The sequence below is a fragment of the Streptomyces sp. GESEQ-35 genome (genome assembly GCF_017948485.1).
In the GTDB taxonomy this organism is placed as follows: Bacteria; Actinomycetota; Actinomycetes; order Streptomycetales; family Streptomycetaceae; genus Streptomyces.
In genome coordinates this window covers 82,365-102,656 of record NZ_JAFFSX010000001.1, presented here as the reverse complement: position 1 = coordinate 102,656, position 20,292 = coordinate 82,365, and the positions used below count along the sequence as shown (strand labels likewise).

Annotated in this window: 17 protein-coding genes and 1 pseudogene; 6 read left to right on the top strand and 12 right to left on the bottom strand. The window is 70.0% G+C overall.

Translation table 11 applies throughout. The features are described 5' to 3' along the window. Positions 1–211: 211 nt before the first annotated feature. Together KCH87_RS00485 and KCH87_RS00480 are read left to right on the top strand one after the other, a co-directional pair. Positions 212–1,189, top strand: a pseudogene (locus KCH87_RS00485) (ScyD/ScyE family protein); the annotation flags it as partial. A gap of 209 nt (positions 1,190–1,398) precedes the next feature. Beyond that, on the top strand, positions 1,399–2,403 hold the full coding sequence (locus tag KCH87_RS00480) for an NAD(P)-dependent alcohol dehydrogenase (protein WP_308298702.1): 1,005 nt from the start codon (positions 1,399–1,401) through the stop codon (positions 2,401–2,403). A 97-nt stretch (positions 2,404–2,500) separates the two neighbouring features. Here the strand turns inward: KCH87_RS00480 and KCH87_RS00475 are convergent, their stop codons facing one another. After that, entirely contained in the window at positions 2,501–5,284 is a 2,784-nt protein-coding gene (locus tag KCH87_RS00475) for a LuxR family transcriptional regulator (RefSeq protein ID WP_210583193.1), read from the bottom strand. A gap of 493 nt (positions 5,285–5,777) precedes the next feature. Here KCH87_RS00475 and KCH87_RS00470 point away from each other — a divergent pair, with 493 nt between their 5' ends. Then, entirely contained in the window at positions 5,778–6,332 is a 555-nt protein-coding gene (locus KCH87_RS00470; RefSeq protein WP_210583191.1) for an ester cyclase, read from the top strand. A gap of 690 nt (positions 6,333–7,022) precedes the next feature. Here KCH87_RS00470 and KCH87_RS00465 read toward each other — a convergent pair. Further along, a complete protein-coding gene (locus KCH87_RS00465) occupies positions 7,023–7,892 on the bottom strand; it encodes a LysR family transcriptional regulator (RefSeq protein ID WP_210583190.1) in 870 nt (289 codons plus the stop codon). A gap of 145 nt (positions 7,893–8,037) precedes the next feature. On the opposite strand from KCH87_RS00465, the gene KCH87_RS00460 reads away from it, so the two are divergent. From KCH87_RS00460 to KCH87_RS00450, 3 genes are all read left to right on the top strand, one after another. Then, positions 8,038–9,828: an amidohydrolase gene (locus tag KCH87_RS00460; protein WP_210583188.1), complete on the top strand. Its 1,791-nt coding sequence runs from the start codon at positions 8,038–8,040 to the stop codon at positions 9,826–9,828. Positions 9,829–10,048: 220 nt separating this feature from the next. Beyond that, the gene (locus KCH87_RS48655) at positions 10,049–10,237 is read left to right on the top strand and encodes a transposase (protein ID WP_210583186.1); all 189 of its coding nucleotides are present in this window, start codon (positions 10,049–10,051) and stop codon (positions 10,235–10,237) included. A gap of 112 nt (positions 10,238–10,349) precedes the next feature. Then, positions 10,350–10,577: a hypothetical protein gene (locus tag KCH87_RS00450; RefSeq protein WP_210583185.1), complete on the top strand. Its 228-nt coding sequence runs from the start codon at positions 10,350–10,352 to the stop codon at positions 10,575–10,577. A gap of 706 nt (positions 10,578–11,283) precedes the next feature. Here the strand turns inward: KCH87_RS00450 and KCH87_RS00445 are convergent. The 10 genes from KCH87_RS00445 to KCH87_RS00405 form a co-directional block, all read right to left on the bottom strand. Next, positions 11,284–11,892 carry an MFS transporter gene (locus KCH87_RS00445; protein ID WP_247195582.1) on the bottom strand — a complete coding sequence of 203 codons (609 nt, stop codon included), beginning with the start codon at positions 11,890–11,892 and terminating at the stop codon, positions 11,284–11,286. Next, positions 11,889–12,083, bottom strand: coding sequence for a hypothetical protein (locus KCH87_RS48650; protein WP_247195688.1), 195 nt, complete (start codon positions 12,081–12,083; stop codon positions 11,889–11,891). The genes KCH87_RS00445 and KCH87_RS48650 overlap by 4 nt, the downstream gene beginning before the upstream one ends. Before the next feature lie 213 nt (positions 12,084–12,296). Next, on the bottom strand, positions 12,297–13,490 hold the full coding sequence (locus tag KCH87_RS00440; protein ID WP_210583183.1) for an FAD-binding oxidoreductase: 1,194 nt from the start codon (positions 13,488–13,490) through the stop codon (positions 12,297–12,299). Further along, on the bottom strand, positions 13,487–14,854 hold the full coding sequence (locus KCH87_RS00435; RefSeq protein WP_210583181.1) for an FMN-binding glutamate synthase family protein: 1,368 nt from the start codon (positions 14,852–14,854) through the stop codon (positions 13,487–13,489). Before KCH87_RS00435 ends, KCH87_RS00440 begins: the two co-directional genes overlap by 4 nt. Before the next feature lie 13 nt (positions 14,855–14,867). Beyond that, on the bottom strand, positions 14,868–15,551 hold the full coding sequence (locus KCH87_RS00430) for a glutamate synthase (protein ID WP_210583180.1): 684 nt from the start codon (positions 15,549–15,551) through the stop codon (positions 14,868–14,870). Beyond that, positions 15,539–16,411 carry a glutamine amidotransferase gene (locus KCH87_RS00425; RefSeq protein ID WP_210583179.1) on the bottom strand — a complete coding sequence of 291 codons (873 nt, stop codon included), beginning with the start codon at positions 16,409–16,411 and terminating at the stop codon, positions 15,539–15,541. The genes KCH87_RS00430 and KCH87_RS00425 overlap by 13 nt, the downstream gene beginning before the upstream one ends. A 98-nt stretch (positions 16,412–16,509) precedes the next feature. Further along, the gene (glnT, locus tag KCH87_RS00420) at positions 16,510–17,829 is read right to left on the bottom strand and encodes a type III glutamate--ammonia ligase (protein ID WP_210583178.1); all 1,320 of its coding nucleotides are present in this window, start codon (positions 17,827–17,829) and stop codon (positions 16,510–16,512) included. After that, a complete protein-coding gene (locus tag KCH87_RS00415) occupies positions 17,826–18,851 on the bottom strand; it encodes a DUF3445 domain-containing protein (RefSeq protein ID WP_308298701.1) in 1,026 nt (341 codons plus the stop codon). The genes glnT and KCH87_RS00415 overlap by 4 nt, the downstream gene beginning before the upstream one ends. Next, positions 18,848–19,780: a PDR/VanB family oxidoreductase gene (locus KCH87_RS00410; protein ID WP_210583177.1), complete on the bottom strand. Its 933-nt coding sequence runs from the start codon at positions 19,778–19,780 to the stop codon at positions 18,848–18,850. Before KCH87_RS00410 ends, KCH87_RS00415 begins: the two co-directional genes overlap by 4 nt. Beyond that, positions 19,777–20,292: a dimethylamine monooxygenase subunit DmmA family protein gene (locus KCH87_RS00405; protein WP_210583176.1), complete on the bottom strand. Its 516-nt coding sequence runs from the start codon at positions 20,290–20,292 to the stop codon at positions 19,777–19,779. Before KCH87_RS00405 ends, KCH87_RS00410 begins: the two co-directional genes overlap by 4 nt.

Sequence of the window (20,292 nt, the reverse complement as noted above, 5' to 3'; positions counted from 1 at the left end):
GCTCTCGCCCATATCGGCCAATACATGCGCAACGGGTTCACAAACACCAGGAGGAGATCAATGGTGAGGCTCAAACTCCGGTCTATCAGCGCGGTCGTTGCCGTCGCTGGACTCGTCGTCGCATCGGGACCCAGCACGGCGATGGCGGCCCCAAGTAGGACCGGCACCGACGGCATGACGGTGGTCGCCACCGGGCTCGACAACCCCCGGGGGGCTGGCTGTGGAGTCCGGGGGAGTCGTGCTCGTCGTCGAGGCCGGCAGAGGCGGCCAGGGACCATGCATCACCGGCGCGCAGGGCCAGACGTTCTGTCTCGGCGCCACGGGCGCGATCACCACGGTCTGGGGGCGCCACCAGAAGCGAATCGTTACCGGACTTCCGTCACTGGGGACCCCGAACCAGTCCGAGGTCTTCGGGCCGCACGACATCGCCCTTACCAAGGCCGGCCCGCTCGTTACCATCGGCCTGGGCACGGACCCGGAGCGCCGGGCCCAACTGGGTCCCGCTGGGGCGCTGATCGGCCAGACCATCCGGCTCGGGCCTTCGGGCTCCGGCGCCTTCGCCGACCTGGCCGGATACGAGGCGGCAAACGACCCGGATCAGGACCAGCCCGCCACTGGGCCGGACAGCAATCCGTACGGCCTCCTGCCGTACAGCGATGGTGCCGTGGCGACCGACGCGGGCGGCAATGACCTGCTGCGTCTCGACCGGCATGGTCGCATCTCCACGCTCGCCGTCTTCCCGACGACGCCGACTCCGAACCCGCTCGGTGGACCGGACATCCCGATGCAGTTCGTGCCGACCACGGTAGCGACGGGTCCCGACAGGGCGCTGTACGTCGGCCAGCTGACCGGATTCCCGTTCCCCGTCGGCGGCGCGAAGGTGTGGCGCGTCACGCCGGGCGACGCGCCCACCGTCTTCGCCGAGGGCTTTACGAACATCATCGACATCGCCTTTGACGAACTGGGCAGGCTGCTTGTCCTCGAGATCTCAGCCAACGGCTTGCTGAGCGGCGACCCGACCGGCGCATTGATCAGGGTGGAACCTGACGGCTCGCGCACAGAACTCGCCCGGGCCGGTCTCGTCGCGCCCATGAGTGTGGCGGTCGCTCCTGACGGCACGATCTACATCTCCAACAAAGGCACCGTGGTTGGTCAGGGCGAGGTTCTGCGGCTGCGAGTGCGCGGCTAGTCGGCATGACCGCGAGCTGTTGGGCGGGTCGGGTGACAAGCCGGTCAGCGTTCGCGGTGTGGCGTTGGGTGTGGGGTAGCGAGAGTCCTCGCAGGCGCGCACACCGTCCGGAAATACCGGCGGCAGCGGCTGGATCCGTTCGGCAGCCCGGTACCTCGGGTCGCCTCGCCAATAGCTGCGCTGCAGCGTCTGTCTGCAACATCGACATCGTGACATCCAGAATCGGCGAGTGGAGAAACACAATGAAGGCGATTCGCTACTACACGTATGGCTCGCCGGACGTCCTCGAACTCCCGGACATCGACATGCCAGTCGTCGGCGACGACGACGTACTTGTGCGAGTGAGAGCGGCTTCGGCCAACGTGTTGGATCTCGCGCTCATGAGGGGTATGCCGTACATCATGCGCGGTCAGGCCGGGCTGTCCCGACCCAAGGCCCACGGACTGGGTATGGACATGGCAGGGTACGTCGAGGCGGTGGGCAAGAACGTCACGAAGTTCCGGCCGGGGGACGAGGTGTTCGGCGGCGGCGCCGGGACGTTCGCCGAGTACGTCAGTGTTCGCGAAGACTCAGCGGTGTTGAGAAAGCCGGCCAGTCTGACGTTCGAGCAGGCGGCGTCCGTGCCCGTGGCGGCACTGACCGCCTTGCAGGCTGTTCGCCACAAGGGGCACATCCAGCCGGGGCACAAGGTTTTGGTCAACGGTGCGGCGGGAGGTGTAGGGACGTTTGCGGTCCAGATCGCCAAGGCGCTCGGCGCCGAGGTGACCGGCGTGTGCAGCACCCGGAACGTGGACATGGTCCGGTCGATCGGCGCCGACAAAGTCATCGACTACACCCAGGAGGACTTCACCCGAATCGGACCGCGCTACGACCTGCTCGTTGACATGGTGGGGAATCGGACCCTGTCCGAGCGCAGACGCGTACTTGCTTCCAAGGGCGTACTCGTGGCAGTCGGAGGGCCGAGCAAGGGACGCTGGCTGGGGCCGATGGCCGGTTGGGTCAAGATGGCCGTGGTCTCGCCGGTCGTGAGCCAGTCGTTGGTCTCCTTCATGCTGCAACGGAACAGAGAAGACCTTGTCGTGGTGAGCGAGTTCCTCGAGGCCGGAAGTGTCACGCCGGTCATCGACCGAACGTTTCCGCTCGGCGACGTTGCCGAGGCTTTCCGCTACTTCGAAGCAGGACACGCCAAGGGAAAGGTCGTCATCACAGTGTGAACCGACCGCACAGGGCTCCCTGACCGCGAACCGGCCGGCATGCCACGGCCGTGTCCGCCGGTGCTCGGCGCCAGTCGCCGGCTGGCCGGACGGGCCCCTACCGCGGCGAGTCGGTGTCAGGGGCGCTGGGTAGGACGCGGTCGAGTTCGTTGCGCGAGCTGATGCCGAGCTTGGCGAATACCTTGCTCAGATGGTACTGGACCGTGCGCGGGCTGATGAACAACCGGGTGCCGATCTCCGGGTTCGACAGTCCGTCGCGGGCCAGCCACGCGACCTGGGCCTCTTGGGCGGTCAGCACGTCACGGGTCTGCTGGGTGCGTTTGCGGACCGTCTCACCGGTCGCCACCAGTTCGCGCCGCGCTCGTTCGGCGAACGCCTCGACGCCCATCGTCGTAAGCATCTCGTGCGCGGTCCGCAATTCCGTGCGCGCATCGGCGCGCCGGGGCTCGCGGCGCAGCCACTCGCCGTAGAGCAGGTGGGTACGGGCGAGTTCTACGCGCGCCCGGGTGCGGCCGAGGCGGGCGATCGACTCGCGGTAGAGACTCTCGGCGGCGTCGCCCTCGGTGAGCAGCGCGCGGATGCGGGCTTCAATCCCCAACGACCAGTCGTTCGGGGTGACCCGCGTGCGTTCGGACAGCCACTCGAGCGCGGCCTTGACGAGCGCGACGTCACCGGTCCGCGCTGCTGCCTCGGCCAACTCCGGTACAACAAGCGGCCCGTATCCCACCTCGTCGCCCTCGAATGCCCGCCAGGCGGCGTCGCGTGCGGCGTCGTAGCGGCCGAGGCCGTTGTGGAGCACCGAAGCTGCATAGTTGGCGAAGGTGACCACCCAGCCCAGCCCGCCTGCGGTGGCCTGGTGCACGGCGGCCTCGATCAGCGCGGACGCCCGCACGTCCTGGCCGCGCCAGGCCGCGAGCATCATCTCCATGTAGGCAACCGGCGGGTTTCTGGTTACCTCGGCGATCAGGCGATCTTCGTCGAGCAACGCTGCTGCTGCGGTCAACTCGCCGGCAAGCAGGTTGCTCCAGGCCAGACAGTTGAGCGCGAGCGGCAGGTGCACCAGCGCACCCGCGTCGCGGGCGAACCGGACCTGGCGCGTGGCCAGGGCGTGCCAGGATTCAGCGTTCCAGAGCTCCAGCGCCATGATGTCGGTGGCGGGAACCGCCGACCAGAGCCAGCGGGCGACGTCGTCGGTGAGGCGCAGAGCGGCAAACGACTCGAGTGCTCGGGTCAGCAGCGGCGCGGCCGCCGTGTATCCCTTGGTGCACCGCACCGCGAACGCGTCGAGCAGCAGATCAACCGTGCGCGGCGGTTCGCCGGCCCGGGGTGCGGCGCATGCGGCGGCAGCCGCCTCCCGCAGGCCGCCAGGGCGGTCCTGGTCACCGACCCATATGGCGGCCCCGAGTGCCGCCAGGTGCGCCTCGCGTGCCGCGCCGGCATCGACCGGCTCCAGGCGCCTGGCCGCGCTCAGCAGGAGCCGAGCAGCGTCGCCGGCGCGACGCTGGTCGAAGGCGATCTGTCCGCGTAGGTGCTGCAGTTGGGCGGTCAACTGCGCGTCGAGCGGGCCGGCCTCAACACTGACCAACAGCCCGAGCGCCGCATCGATCGCGCCCGCGTCGTGCTTCGCCTGGGCAGCCGCGAGGAGGCGCTGCGACCGGCGACCGGGTTCGCCGGTCAGCTCCGCGGAGCGTTCGAGGAACGCGGCCGCCGCGGCCAGCCCACCACGCACTCGCGCTCGGCCGGCCGATCGCTCCAGCTCCGCGGCGACGTCCTCATCGGGCCCGGACGCGGCGTGCGCCCGGTGCCAGGCGCGGCGGTCGGGATCAGACACGGGGTCGGTGGCCTCCGCCAGGGCACGGTGCACCTCCTGCCTCTCCTGAAGTGTCGCCGACCGGTAGGCCGCCGAGCGCACCAGCGGATGCCGAAACCGCACCCGGGCATGAAACTCGAGCAGGTCGGCCTCGGCTGCCGGCGTCGCCGCTGCAGCCTGGATCCCGAGCCGTCCGGCTGCTCGCCGCACCAGGACCGGGTCGCCGACCGGATCGGCCGCCGCCAACTGCACCAGGCGCCGCGTCTGCGCCGGAAGTGCGGCGAGGCGCCGGGCGAAGGTCTCCTCGATGCTGCCCGAGAGTGGTCCCCCGCCAGGAAGTCCGAAGCCGCCCGCCAGCTCCGCCGGTGTCAACTCCCTGAGCAGTTCCAACAGCGCCAGCGGGTTGCCGCGCGTCTCCGCGACGATCTGGTCGCGGACCCCCGCGTCCAACGGCGCGGTGAGTACCGTGTCCAGCAGCGCCCACGCATCGTCCTCACGTAGGCCCTTGACCACCAGCTCCGACAACCCCGCCAGCCGGTCGCTCGGCGCACGCACCGCAAAGACCAAGCCGACCGACTCTGCCTCCAGCCGGCGCGCCACAAACGCGAGGACCTGCGCCGATGCATGATCGAGCCACTGCTCGTCATCCACCAGGCAGACCAGCGGCTGCTCCTCGGCCACATCAGCGAGCAGGCCCAACACGGCCAGGCCGATGAAGAACCGGTCCGGCGCCGGCCCGACGCTGAGACCGAACGCGACGCGCAGCGCATCACGCTGCGGAACCGGCAGACGCTCGAGGCGATCCAGCATCGGCGCCACCAACTGATGCAACCCGGCGAAGGCCAGCTCCATCTCCGACTGGACACCGACGGCACGCGCCACCCAGCAGCCCGAGGCTTGCCCGGCCATGTACTCAAGCAACGCCGTCTTGCCCACACCCGGATCGCCGCGCACCACCAGCACCCGGCTCCCACCTGCACGGACCGCGTTCACCAGCCCATCCAGGACCTCGCACTCGTCGCGTCGGCCCGTCAGCCCTGTCGGCCGCCCGCGGACGCTGCCATCTGCCATCTGCCATCTGCTCAATGTCGTGGTGGCCGGCAGCCAGTCGCCAGCCGGTTGACCGCCGTGTCCGGGAGACCGGTTACCGGGCTCCGGCGCAGATGCTACCGACCGCCCGTCCGATGAGGAATGGCCATTGACGGATGCGAACGTGTCTCCACCCGCGACGACCCCGAGGTCCTCGCGTTGCGGCCGGCCGTAACGCCGGTCGGTCGATGTCCCGCTGTCGGTGGGTCGGCGGCCCGAGACTGGCCATCTGCACTGCCCCCTGGCGGATGCGAGCGCGGCCCGGCCGGCCCGAGCATCGGGAGGACGCGGCTGCTGGCCCGGCAGGCACGTGATGAACAGGGCGACCCCCAAACATCGGTGACCCAAGTCCGCCTCGAGTGCACCCGGCACCGCGATGGATGCGTGCGCCGGGGCGCACCAGGCCGCCGCCTTCCCCTACGCCTCGCCGCCCGGTGAGGTCTCCATCGTCGACAAGATCCGAAGGAGGCGTGCAATGAGCACGCAGAGTGACAACGAGACCCCGTCTGTCGGCCGCCGGACGGTGCTCGCCGGGAGCGCCGCGCTGGTGGCCGCCGCCACGGTCGCCGCGGCACCGTCGGCCGCGCAGGCACACCGACCCTCACCCGAGCACGTGAACACGTGGTTGGCCCGCGCGTACATCAGAGAGGTGTTCAACGGGCACCGGGCGGACCTTGCCCCGAGGTACCTGGCCCCCGAGGTGATCTGGCACGGCGGAACTCTCGGCACCGTGGTCGGGCTGAGCAACGTCACCGGTCTGCTCCAGGGCATCATCGGCGGGTTGCCGGACCTGGTCGTGACCGAGCAGGACATCATCGCGGATGGCGACACAGTCGTCATGCGTCTGACGGTCGAGGGGACCCAACTGGGGCCTCTGCTGGGGATTCCGGCCACCGGGCGCCGGGTGCGCTGGGACGCCGTCGACGTGTTCCGCTTCTCGAACAGGAAAATCGTCGAGGAGTGGGCCGCCGACGACACGACCGCCGTCCTCTACCAGCTCGGCCAGTACACGCCGCTCTGGCTCGCCTGAGTTCCACCGAGGTCAACGCCACCGATGACGGGCCGAATTGCGATGCCCTTCTCGCCGACCGGATCTGAGGCTGCACGGACGGTAGCGCCCCGGTGGCGCGGTACGGCTGCCTTTGGTGCGCGGCGGGAAGGCTCGGAGCGGTCGGACTCCCCAGAGCGTTCGCGCAACACGGCGACGGTGTGCGGGGTCCGGCGCTACTGCGCGGACACCGGTGGCGGTCTTCGGCTCCGGCGAGCGCCCCGAGCAGGCGGCCCGCTTACCGGCGAAGGCGGCGATCGCGGCGCTGGCCCGGGGCGTGTATCACGCCGGCGAAGCTGATGGACTCCCGCCGTCCGGAACAGCGGCGGCGACCACGTGAGGATATGCGGGTTCGGCGACTTCTCCACGTGCGGCACGCAGAGCCTCGACAGCAGGAACGTCCCCGGGTGTTGATGCCCTGCATGAGACGCCGGCCTGCTGGACGCAGACCTCTTCCTCGACCCGCTCAGCCCGTGACCCGACCCGAGACGGATGTGAGGATCGACGTCAAGAACGCTGTGGCCGTGATCAGCGGAGAGGATCCGGCCTCGGCCTGGCGACACCGCCGAGGATGCACCGAACCACTCGCCAAGATCAAGCCGCACAGTCAGGAATCGGCTGAGTGGTTACTGGACAACAAGTTTCGTCGGTCGGTGGCCGGCCGTAGCCGGGTCAGCTGAGGAGTTGGGCGAAGACCGTGCGCAAGCGCGGCACGTTCTCGCGTCCGCGTCGCATCGCGAGATATAGCGAGTTGAGCACTGGCCGCGGTGCGGTGTGGACGATCGCCAGCGTCTCCTCGGTCAATGCAGACTCGACGCCAAGCCGCGGTATGACCGTCAAACCCGCGCCCGCCTGCACCGCGCTCACCACCGCGCGCATATCCGGCATCGTGAGCGCCGGAGTGGGCGGTGCCAGGCCCCAGCAGTTGCGGAAGTATCGGCGGGCCATGGGCATGGACTCCGAGTAGCCGACGAACCGGCGGCTGGTGTCCCGCGGATCGTAGGGGGGCGCCCCCGCCCTATCAATGAGCACCAGGTCCTCGTCCTTCCAGTGCACCAGGTGCAGCTTCGCGGTCGGGATGCCTTCGATCTTGGTGAGCACGGCGATGTCGATCTCGTCGCCCAGAACGGCCTCGACCAGTTGATCTGAGAGGCCCGCCCGGCACCTCAGCAGGATGCCCTCGTCGAGCAGGCCGATGATCCGGGGCACGAAGACTGCGGAGAACAGGTCCGCAGGCGCGCCGAGGAACACGGTGCCGCCGTGGCCTGTGCGGGTGGGTCGCAGGTCCGCGACCGCTTGCTCCAGCGCGTCCATGTGTTCGCCGACGTTCGCGGCCAGGCTGTGGCCCGCTTCCGTCGGCGCGATCCCGCGCCCCGACCGAGCGAACAGGGGACGGCCCGCCGCGCGCTCGATCGTCTTGAGGTGGTAAGAGACCGCGGGCTGGGACAGGTGCAGAGCTTCAGCCGCCTTGCCCACTCCGCCCCAGCGGTAGACCGCCAGGAAGGACCGCAGGGCCACCAGTTCGGGCTTGCCTTCGCTCACATCAGCAGACTTTAACAGTGGTGCAGGACACAAGATATTTCTGGATGAATCATGACCCAGATCTCGATTCCATGGGGTCGTGGACCGTAGTTGAGTCGTGGACGTCGGATGGCATGGCAACGCGAGCACGAAAGAAGACCAGGTGATGGCAGAAAAGTCCTTCGTCTCCCGCAGGCAGGTGATCGTCGCCGCCGGGCTCGGCGCAGCGGCCGCCGTGACAGCCGGTCCGCCCGCGGCGGCTTCTCCCCCGGACGTAGACCTGGTGCTGTACAACGGCAAACTGACCACCCTCGATGAGCGCGAGCCTGCCGCGGAGGCGATCGCGATCCGGGACGACCGGATCGTCGCGGTCGGCTCGGAGGGGCAGATCCGCGCCCTCGCCCGGCGTGACACGCCGCAGATCAACCTGCGCGGGCGCCGGGTCATACCGGGGCTGAACGACTCGCACACCCATCTGATCCGGCAGGGACTCAGCTACACCAACGAGCTTTCCCTTGCCGGCGCACGTTCAGTCGGCGAGGCGCTCACGTTGATCAAGTGTCAGGCCGAGCAGACACCAGCGCCGCAATGGGTGCGGGTGGCGGGCGGGTTCACCCGGTTCCAGTTCGCCGAACAGCGGTTGCCGACCTTCGCCGAACTGAATCAGGCGTCCGGGGACACCCCGGTGTTCCTGTTACATCTCTACGACCGCGCGATGATCAACGCCGCCGGCATGCGCATCCTTGGTTACGACACGAATCCGCCTCAGCTGCCTGGTTCCGTGGTGGAGCTGGACACCGCCGGACGGCCCACCGGAATGCTGATCGCCAACCCCAACCCGACGATCCTGTACGCCACGCTGGCGAAGCTGCCCATTCTCGATCCGGAGTCGCAGGTCGTCTCGACCCGGCTCTACATGCGGCACCTGAACCGCCGCGGGGTGACCAGCATCATCGACGCCGCCGGTGGCGGTCATGTCTTTCCGGACAACTACAACGTCGTCCGGGACCTGCACGCGCAGGGACAACTGACGGTGCGGATCGGATACCACCTCATGCCCCAGCAAGCGGGCACCGAGCTGGTGGCCTTCCAGCAACTCGCGTCGCTGGTCACCCCTGGCGAGGGAGACGCGATGCTGCGGATGGTCGGCGCCGGCGAGCTGCTGGTCTTCTCCGGCGTGGACCTCGAGAACTTCGTCCTACCACGCCCAGACCTGTCGGCGACGATGGAACGCGACCTGACCGCGGTGTTGAACTTCTTCCGTGAGCGACGGTGGCCGTTCCGGCTACACGCCACCTACGACGAGTCGATTACCCGGTTCCTCGACGTGTTCGAACAGGTCTACGGGCCGGAAGGCCCCGGCGTCCGGTTCATCCTCGATCATGCGGAGACGATCTCGGCCCGCAATATCGACCGGGTGGCGGCGATGGGCGGCGGGATCTCCGTGCAGCACCGGATGTCGTTCCAGGGCGAGCTGTTCATCGAACGGTACGGCCTCGCCGCAGCGCAGGACACACCGCCGGTGCGGCGGATCGCGGCCGCCGGCGTGCCGCTCGGGCTAGGTACCGACGCCACCCGCGTGGCCAGTGACAACATTTGGAACGTGCTGTACTGGCTGGTCTCCGGTCGCATCATGGGCGGTCGCGAGCTGTACCCGGAGCGTCAGCGACTGTCTCGAGTGGACGCCCTGCGCCATATGACCAGCGGCGGCGCCTGGCTGTCCGGTGAGGATGCCGAGAAGGGCCGGCTTATCGCCGGGCAGCTGGCCGATCTCGCTGTCCTGTCGGAGGACTACCTGCGTGTGGACACGCAGCGGATACCCGGGATCACCTCGGTGCTGACCATGGTGGGCGGCCGGATCGTGCACGCCGAGGCCGAACACCGCGCACTCAACCCCGCCCTGCCTCCGGTCCAGCCCCGGCATTCGCCACTGGTGGTCGGCACCAACTCGTTCTGAGGCGAAGCGTGTCCGGGTCGGTGCCTGCGCACCGGACCGACCGACCGCTCGCGGTGCACTCGCCCTGCTCAGCGCCGATGGATACCCCCGGGCCACCGTCTCTGATCCTGGGGAACGAAGGGTGCTCGGTGCACCCGTCGCCGAGCGGGGAGTTGAAGCTTCCCCTTGATCACGTACACCTGGAGACTGGGACGTGAGGTTCCAGAGGAAGTAGTGCCAGGTGGGAAGCAAGAGCAATCGCAGCAGGCGGTACACGGAGGAGTTCAAACGGGACGCGGTCGCGCTCGTGCACTCCTCCGGTAAGACCGTCACCGAGGTGGCCCGGGAGCTCGGGGTCAGTGCCGAGGGACTGCGCAACTGGGTAAGGCAGGACGCAGTCGACCGCGGGCAGGGGTGCCGGGAGCGTTGACGACGGCTGAGCGTGAAGAGCTGCGCCGGCTGCGGAGGCAGGCCGCCGAGCAGGCGGAGACGATCGAGGTGCTGCGAAAAGCGGCGGTCTTCTTCGCGAAGGAGAGCGATCGATGAGCGAGGTGTACGCGTTCATCGAGGCGGAGAAGACCACCCACCATGTTGCTCTGTTGTGCCGGCTGCTGAAGGTGGCCCGATCCTCCTTCTACGCGTGGCTGGCCAGCGAGAAGTCCCGGCGGGCGAAGCAGGCCGCGGACGACGTCCTGGCGCACGAGATCACCGTGCTGCACCTCGCCTCCCGCGGCGCCTACGGGGTGCCACGGATCCATGCCGGGCCCTGACCAAGTCGTGGACGCCGGTGCGCCGAAGCGCCCTGTGTTACGCATTCAATCAAGCGAAGGAGAGAGTCCGAGCGCGGGGAGTCGACATTCCGCAGGAGGCCACCTTCCGGGATCTTGGGCACTTCGCCGACGCGGTCCTGATCGCGTCCGGAGTGGAGCCGCGCAAGATCCAGGCCCGTATGCGCCATGCCCATCTTGCGGAGATCCTGGACACATATGGCTACCTGGTTTGGGAGGTCGATTGGGAGAACGCTCCCGCCTCGTTCGAGGAGCTGTACGGGATACCCGTCCCGCCCGGACTGCCGGCGTCCGCCCTGGTACCTGCGGCTGAGCGGAGGTTGCGCCGTGAAAATTCCTGACTTCGTCCACGTTGTTCGCCGTAGGTTGTGCAGGCGCACCGAAGAAGGGGCGTCGCGCGTGCGGCCGACCGCAGCGCGGCGTACTCACCGCTATGAGGTCAAGGAACGGTCAGGAGCAGTGATCACCGAGGTGCGCTCTCCCACCGCTGAGGTTCACCGGTCGCTGGCAGGTGTGCACGCGTTGTGCACCGGGTTCCTGCGACCGATGTGTTTCCGCAGCTCAGAAGATGTCTCGAGGTATTCCCACCGTGTTCCCGGCGTACAGCCCGACTCGTCTGCCATCGGGGCTCTGCCTGAACTGTCGGCGAGCGTGCTCCAGGTCGGCAGTGCGGCTTGTGGTGAAGTCCTCACAGGGCGACCGCGACGAGGAGGACGGCGGCATGCCCTGCGTACGCACCCAGCGCCAGCATCGCGGTCGCGAGCAGGGCGAGCGCCCCCAGCAGGGTCCGTCGCAGGTGCCGGTCGACCAGCACGCCCGTGACCCGGATCCCGACGACGGTCGCGGCACCGAACACCAGCAGCACCAGCCCTGTACGGCCGAAGCCCGCGTGCTGGGCGAGAGGCGCGCCGTATGTGTACATCACCTGATGGCCGACCAGCAGGGTCAGCGTGACCGACAGCACCGTGCCGATCCCGGGCAGCGCGGCGACGCGAAGCAGCGGTACGTGCTCGCCCGGCGCCTCGCCGGCAAAGCCGGGCACCCGGCGCCGTATCCCCACCACCAGCAGCACGGCCGGCACCGCCGGCGCGGCGAAAGCCGCACGCCGGCCGAGCGCGTCGGCCGGCGCCGTACCCGCGGGCAGCCCCAGGGAGAGCGCGAGTGTGATGTCCGCCGGCACGATCGCGATGGCCCGGCCGCGCCGCTCGGCGGGCAGCATACGTGCGGCGTACCCGACGAGCATCGCCCACAGCGTGCCACCCATGACCCCGGCCACGAGCCGCGCCGAGAACGTCAGACCGTACGAGGACGACAGCGCGGTGACGGTGTTGGCGGCTGCGAACCGAGGAGCGCGCCGATGAGCTCGGGCCGCCGTGGCAGACCGCGCAGCGCGGCCGTGAGCGGGGTCGCGGCGAGGAACGACGCGACCGCGTACCCCGTCACCAGATAGCCCACGCGCGCCTCGGAGACCCCGAGCTCCGGCGCCATCCTTGGCAGCAGACCCGCCGGCAGCAGTTCCGTCACCACGGCGGTGAAGGCGGCCGTGGACAGAGCCAGCAGCCCTGACAGCGGCAGGCCGGGCCTGGCGGGGGAGGGCGCGCCGGAGCTTTCGGCGATCGACGCGGTCGTCGTACGGGCATGCTGAAGCCTTCACATCAGTGAGAAGGCAGGCCCGGCATCCGAAGAAGTTGTGGCCGGGAGTCAGCGCATCTCACCGGCTCCCACATACGGATGCGGACTGGCGAGCGGTCTGCCCTCCGCGAACCGGCCTAGGGAGAAGTCCTCCGCCGGTACCGCCGGGTCACGCGAGTCCCCGAACTCGACCAGATCCGCGACCAGTTCACCCACGGCGGGCGAGATCTTGAAGCCGTGCCCGCTGAAGCCCGTCGCGACGATCAGACCCTCGACGCCCGCCGGGCCGATGACGGGATTGAAGTCGGGCGTGACGTCGTAACAGCCCGCGTAGGTGCTCGCGATCGAGGCGTCCGGCAGACCGGGGAGCCGGTGGGCCAGCTTCTCGACGGCCGTCTCCAGGAAGGCGGGGTCGGCCCGGTCGGCGTACCGGTCGGGGTCGGCGGGCTCGGGGCGGCTGAGGTCGCTGTTGCCGAAGAGGAGTTCGCCGGAGGTCTCGGCCCTGATGTACTGGAGGGACACCAGGTCGGAGAAGACCGGGACCTTGGAGACGTCCAGGCCCGGCCCCGGTGAGATCAGCACGATCTGTTCGCGGTGCACCGTGATGGGCAGGCCGATGCCCAGGGGTGCGAGGAGGGCCACCGACCAGGGGCCCGCCGCGACGACGACCGAGCGCGTGGCGATCTCCTCCCCGGAGGCCAGCCGAACCCCGCTGACCCCCTTGGCGTCGCTGAGGAGCGCGGCGACCGGCGTGCCCTGCCGGACCCGGGCACCGTCGTGGCGTGCGGCCGTGGCGAAGGCCTGGGCGGTGAGGTACGCGTCGCCGTAGCCGCCGCGCGGCTCCCAGCCGAAGGCCGCGAAGTCGTCGAGGAACGCGGTGGGCCACAACTCGGCCACGTCCTCACGGGAGATGGTGCCGGTCTCGATGCCGAGGGCCCGCTGGGCGTCGAGGTTGGCGCGCAGCGCGTCGGTGTTCTGTTCGCCGACTCCGACGACGTATCCGGTCTGGTGGAAGCCGACGTCGGTGCCGAGGACGTCGGCGGCGTTCTCGAAGAGGGCGAGCCCCTTCCAGGCCATGGCGGCCAGCGAGTTCACGCCGTAGTGGCAGCGGACCACGCCGCTGGACTTGCCGGTGCCGCCGGAGCCGACGGTGTCGCGCTCGCAGACGACGACATCGGTGACGCCGCGGCGGGCCAGCGCCCAGGCGATGGCCGCGCCCTCGATACCGCCGCCGACGATGACGACCTCGGCTGTCGTGGTCACAGTCCGCTCCCCGAAACCTGGCCGCTCCCCGTCGCGTGCCCGCTGCCCGTCGCCTGCCCGCTCCCCGGAATCCAGGACGTCCCTGCCAACGGCACCCGCGCCATCGCGGCGGCCTCGATGGTCAGCGCCACCAGGTCCTCGGGTTCGAGGTTGCGCAGATGGGCCTTGCCGCAGGCGCGGGCCAGGGTCTGGGCCTCCATGGTCAGCACCCGGAGGTAGTTGGCGATACGACGGCCGCCCTCGACCGGGTCGAGGCGGGCGGCGAGTTCCGGGTCCTGGGTGGTGATGCCGGCCGGGTCGCGCCCGTCCTGGTAGTCGTCGTAGAACCCGGCGGCGGAGCCCAGCCGCTCGTACTCGGAGGCGTGCCGCGGGTGGTTGTCGCCGAGCGCGATCAGCGCGGCGGTGCCGATGGCCACGGCGTCCGCGCCGAGCGCCATCGCCTTGGCCACGTCGGCGCCGGTGCGGATGCCCCCGGAGACGATCAGCTGGACCTTGCGGTGCAGGCCCAGCTCCTGGAGGGCCTGCACGGCCTGGGGGATCGCGGCCAGTGTCGGGATGCCGACGTGCTCGATGAACACGTCCTGGGTGGCGGCCGTGCCGCCCTGCATCCCGTCGACCACGACCACGTCGGCGCCGGCCGCGACGGCGAGTTTCACGTCGTAGTACGTACGGGTCGCACCGACCTTCACATAGACCGGCTTCTCCCAGTCGGTGATCTCGCGCAGTTCGAGGATCTTGATGGCGAGGTCGTCGGGTCCTGTCCAGTCGGGGTGGCGGCATGCGCTGCGCTGGTCGATGCCCGGGGGCAGGGTGCGCATACCGGCGACCCGGTCGCTGATCTTCTGGCCGAGCAGCATCCCGCCGCCGCCCGGCTTGGCGCCCTGGCCGAGGACGATCTCGATGGCGTCGGCCTTGCGGAGGTCCTCGGGATTCATGCCGTAGCGTGACGGCAGGTACTGGTACACGAGGTGCTTGGACTGACCGCGCTCCTCGGGCGTCATCCCGCCGTCACCGGTGGTGGTGGAGGTACCGACCTCACTCGCGCCGCGCCCCAGCGCCTCCTTCGCCTGGGCCGACAGGGCACCGAAGCTCATGCCGGCGATGGTGACGGGGATGTCCAGATGGAGCGGGAAGGCGGCATGCCGGTCGCCGAGGACGACATCGGTGCCGCAGCGCTCGCGGTAACCCTCCAGCGGATAGCGGGACATGGAGGCGCCGAGGAAGAGCAGGTCGTCGAAGTGCGGCAGCGGGCGTTTGGCGCCCCAGCCGCGGATGTCGTACACGCCGGTCTCGGCGGCGCGCTGGATGGCGGCGATCGTGCCCCGGTCGAAGGTCGCGGACTCGCGCAGGTGAGCTGTGGACATGACGGCAACCTCCTCAGTACGCGGCCGAGTTGCCGGCGGCGAAGTGGTAGAGCGCGCGGGCGGAGCCGTAGCGGCGGAACTCGGACGGGTCGTGCGCGAGGTCGGCAGAAGCGAGCAACTCGGCTACCTCCGCGAGGTGTTCGGGCCGCATCTCCTTCTCGACGCAGTCCGCGCCGAGCGAGGCCACCCGGCCGCGTACGTACAGCCGGGCCTCGTAGATCGAGTCGCCGAGCGCCTCGCCCGCGTCCCCGCAGACGACCAGTCGTCCGGCCTGTGCCATGAAGGCACTCATCGGGCCGATGTCGCCGCCGACCACGATGTCCACGCCCTTCATGGAGATCCCGCAGCGCATCGACGCGCTGCCCTCGATGAGGATCAGTCCGCCGTGGGCGGTGGCGCCCGCCGACTGCGAGGCGTCCCCGGTGACCCGTACGGTCCCCGACATCATGTTCTCGGCAAGTCCTGTGCCCGCGCTGCCGTGGACGGTGACGGTGCCGCCGTCGTTCATGCCGGCGCAGTAGTAGCCCACGTGCCCGTGGATGTCGACGGTCACCGGGTGCCGCAGGCCGACGGCGACGGCGTGTTTGCCCTGCGGGTTGAGCACCTCCACGGCCTCCAGCGACCCGGTGTGGAGCTTGGCGTTGAGGTCGCGTACGGGGCTGGTGGCCAGGTCGATGCGGGACGTCAGCGGTGCCATGCGTAGACCCTCTCCGGCTCGGGCTCGTAGATCCGGGCCTCGTCGATGCCCGGCAGGACGGCCAGGGCGCGGAACTCCGAGGCCATCGCCACCCACGTGCCGGTCTCGGCGATGATCGCGGGCTTGCAGGCGATGGCGTCGCGGACCACGGCGAAGCCGTTGCCGTTGGTGACCAGGAGGGTGTAGAAGCCGTCGAAGCGCTCGCAGAGGGCGACCAGCGCCTTCTCCAGGTCCTCGCCCTGAGCGAGCCTGGAGGCGACGAACCGGGCACCGACCTCGGAGTCGTTCTCGCTGTCGAACTGCACGCCCTCGGCGGCCAGTTCACGGCGGATGGTGGCGTGGTTCGCGAACGAGCCGTTGTGCACGAGGCACTGGTCGTCGCCGACGGAGAACGGGTGGCAGCCCTCCGGGGTGACCGCCGACTCGGTCGCCATCCGGGTGTGTGCCAGGCCCTGCCAGCCCTGCGCGTTCACCAGGTCGTACGTCGCGGACAGTTCGCGCGGATGGCCGGTGCCCTTGTACACGGTCAGCTCGGTGCCACTGCCGACGATCCGGGCGCCGGGCGCGGCCTCACGCACCGTCGCGGTCAGAGCGTCCGGTGCGAGCGGCGCGGCGACGACGGTGGTGTCACCGGCGGCCGTGATCAGCGCGTCGGGCAGTGCCTGGGCCAGTGACTGAGGCGCACCGAGGAGGGACACAGCGGCGTATCCCTCCGGGCAGCGGCGCCGGTCGCCGTACACCGCGACGCCGGCCGAGTCCGGGCCGCGCTCGACGACCTGACCCAGCATGGCGTCCAGCAGGGTGCCGAGCCGCGGATACAGCCCGGGGTCACGCAGATGGAGCCCCACGATCCCGCACATGGGTGCAACTCCCTTCCACAGAGAGGTGGTTCATTGGAGAGGTGGTTCGTTGGAAAGCGGTTCCGACCGCGGCCGAGGGGCCAGAACGCGGCGAGGTGTCAGAACGCGGTGAGGTAGCGGTCGATCTCCCACGAGCCGACCGTGTTGTGCCAGGCGAAGAACTCTTCGCGCTTGAGGGCGGCGAAGTAGTCGCACACCCCCGCGCCCGCCGCGTCCAGCGCCCCGCTCACCACGGGATCACCCGCCAGCGCGTCCACCGCGTGCAGCAGCGTCAGCGGCAGCTCGGGACGCTTCGGGCCGTCCGCTCCCGGCGCTCCCGGGTCCAGCCCTCGCCCGATCCCGTCGAGCCCGGCTGCCAGCGCCGCCGCGAGCGCCAGATACGGGTTCGCCGAACCGTCCCCGCCGCGCAGCTCGATGCGGTTGCCGTCGGGGACCCGGACGAAGTGCGTACGGTCGTTGCCGCCGTACGACGCCCGCCGCGGAGACCAGGTGGCACCCGAGCGCGTCGAGACCGCGCCGGTCCGCTTGTAGGAGTTCACGGTCGGCGCGAGCACGGCCTGCATACCGGGCGCGTGCTCCAGCACACCGGCCAGGAAGGAGTACGCCAACTCGGAGAGCCCCAGGGCCCGTTCGTCCTCCTCGGCCGGGAAGAGAGCGATGGAGCCGTTCCACAGCGACAGGTGCAGATGCATTCCGCTGCCGGTCCGGTCGGTGAACGGCTTGGGCATGAACGTGGCGGTCATACCGCGCTGTTCGGCGAGCATGGAGATCAGATAGCGGGCGGTGACGACCCGGTCGGCCGTGGTCAGCGCGTCCGCGTAGGCGAAGTTCTGCTCGAACTGGCCGTTGCCGTCCTCGTGGTCGTTGGCGTAGTTGCCCCAGCCCAGCTCGTTCATGGCCGCCGAGACCGCGGTGAGGTGGTCGTACATCCGGGTCAACCCGCGTGCGTCGTAACAGGGTTGGGCGCCGGTGTCCTTGGCGTCGGAGGGCGTGATGCGTCCCTCGGCGTCCCGCGAGACGAGGAAGTACTCGACCTCCGCGCCCGCGTACAGCTCCAGTTCCCGCTCCCGGGCCCGCTCGATCAGCTTCTTGAGGATCACCCGGGGCGCGTACGGCCACGGTGTGCCCTCGACGTGCGGGTCGCAGTGGACCAGGGCCAGGCCCTCGCGCACCCAGGGGAGGGGCGTGTACGAGGTCAGGTCGGGGATCGCGATCAGGTCCGGGTCGCACGGCTGCTGGCCGATCGCGCCGACCGCGTATCCGGCGAACCCCACGCCCTCGTGCTGGAGTTCGTCGGCGGCCTCGACGGGGACGAGCTTGGCGCACGGCTTGCCCGTCAGGTCGACGAAGAGCGCGAGCAGGAACTTCACCCCGTCGGCCCGGGCGCGAGAGGCGAGGTCGGCGTCGACTGTGGTCATGAGGGCTCCTGGGGCTGGGACCGGGGCGGTGCGAAGGAGGAGGGGGACAGCAGCCAGTCCGCCGCGCGACGGCGGAAGCGGGCCAGGCCCTTGTACTCGGCCATGTCGTCGGGCAGTTCGGCCAGCACGTGACCGAACCGGGCCCGCCATGCCGGTACTTGTGCCAGCTCGGCCAGCGACAGCATGTAGGTGCGGATGAGGAACATCACCGCCCCGGACGCGCCGAGCCGGATCAGATGCTGGACCTCGACGCGCAGCTGAAGTCGCTCGGCGAGTTCGGCGGCCGGCGCCTCGGCGGCCAGCCGGCGGTCCCTGCCCCACTCCGGATAGACCTCGGTGGACTGGTCGAGCCGACGTCCCACGGACATGGTCCAGTTGGTACGCCGGTACTCCTGGCCGGGTTCGAGCCGCATCAGGAAACGTTCGGCCCGCGCGATGATCCCCTCCTCGTGGACCCTCGGCACCGGGCCGTGCACCTCCAGGAAGCGCATACCGACGTCGAAGCGCAGCGACCAGTCGGCGGCGAAGGTGACCAGACCGGCGTCGGCCCACAGGGAGCCCTCGCGCTGGTCGAGCAGCACGATGTCGTCCTGCACCTGGCTGCCGAGGAAGCCGAGCGGGCCGCCGGGCAGGGAGGCGTCCTCGCCGTCCCGGAACCGCTGCTCGATGCCGAGCAGGTCGTTGCGCCAGAGGTAGGTGTCGGAGCCCAGGTGCCGCAGCTCCATGACTGAGGGATGTCGGTCCGCCAGCTCGCGCAGCAGGGTGTGCAGTGCGTCCCAGCAGGCCGGGCGCATGTGCGGCAGCACGGTCAGCCGGGTCGGGTCGGCGGCCAGAATCCGTTCCCGTTCGGCGAGTTCGGCCGCGTACTCGTCGTCGACGTCGAGGATCCCGGCGCCCCACTCACCCGCCTCCGTCGGCACCGGCACACGGGCCGGCTCGACGTTGGTGGAGTAGCGGTAGGAGTCGGCGCGGAACGGGAAGGGAAAGCCGGCGATCCGGGTCGGGAGTGCGGTGACCGTCACAGGTCGACCTCCAGAAGCTCGGTCTCGCTGCGGGACACACAGCACATGACGCTGTCGCCCGCGGCGCGCTCGTCCTCGGACAGGTACTCGTCGCGATGCAGCGGCCGCCCGGTGAGCACCGGCACCCGGCACTCCCCGCAGACGCCCTGCCGGCACATGTTCGGCACCCGGACCCCGGCCCTCTCCAGCGCGTCGAGCAGACTCGTCTCCGACGACACCGCAACGTTCAGGGCCGAGCGCCGCAGCCGCGCGGTGAACGGCCGCCCGGGAACCGGATCGGCCGGCGTGAACCGCTCCAGATGCAGCCGCTGCGGCGGCCACCCGGCGGCGCGCGCCTCCTGGGTCACCCGCTCCATCAGCGGGCCGGGCCCGCACACGTACAGATGGGTGCCGATCGGCTGCGACACCAGCGCCTCGTCGAGCAGTGCGCCGAACTCGCCCCCGCGGACGGTCCGTCGCAGCCTCCCGCCGAGCAGTTCCGTCAGCTCGTCGACGTACGCGCCCGCCCCGGTCCGGTGCACATACAGCATCCGTACGTCCCGCCCCCAGCGCACCGCGTCGCGTGCGTGGCTGAGCATCGGTGTCACCCCGATGCCCCCGGCGATCAACAGATGCCGCCGGGCGGTCGCCACCGGTGCGAAGGCGCTGCGCGGAACGCTCACCGACACCCGGTCGCCGACGCGGAAGAGATGCATCCGCTCCGAACCGCCCCGTCCGCCGGGCCGACGCAGCACGGCCACGGTGTACTCGTACGGTCTGATCCCGCTGCTGGTCAGCGAGTAGGCGTTGCGGCGCTGTCCGCACTCGACGACCACATGGCTGCCCGGCGGATGCCCGGGCAGCGGACCGCCGTCGAGGCGCGCCAGCGTCAACTCCCTTGTGTTTTCGGCGATTTCGGTGCTGCGCCGCACGACCAGTTCGAGCGTCATGGCACCTCCTCCGCATCGGTCATGAATCCCAGATGTGCGGCGTGCAGCCGCGACACGTGGTGGTAGACGAACAGTGAGCGCCCGCAGCCCGCGCAGGGGACCTCCGCGCCGAGCATCACCTCGGCGGAGGTCGTCGACTCGCAGTGCGCGCACCACACCCGGCGATGCTCCGTCTCCGTCACCACCACGGTGATCTCCGCGTCGAGGACGCCTCCACGCACCGCCTCGGAGTACGCGGCCAGCACCTCGGACTGCGGCCCGGCGAGCAGGAGCCGCCATCCGACCGTGGCGGCCGAGATCTGCGCGCGGAGTTCGGCGAGGCAGTCGGCCGTGGCCTGCTCGTCGTGCCGGGACCACACCGGACGTCCCAGCGTCTCCAGTGCGCTCTGCCAGGCCGCCGCCAGCACCGAGGCGGCGGGCCCGAAGGTCAGGACCGCGTAGGCACGGCCGGTGCGGTCCAGCTCCGGGGCGACCGTCGGCCAGCGAGGCACGCTGGTGTGCTGTGCGCCCAT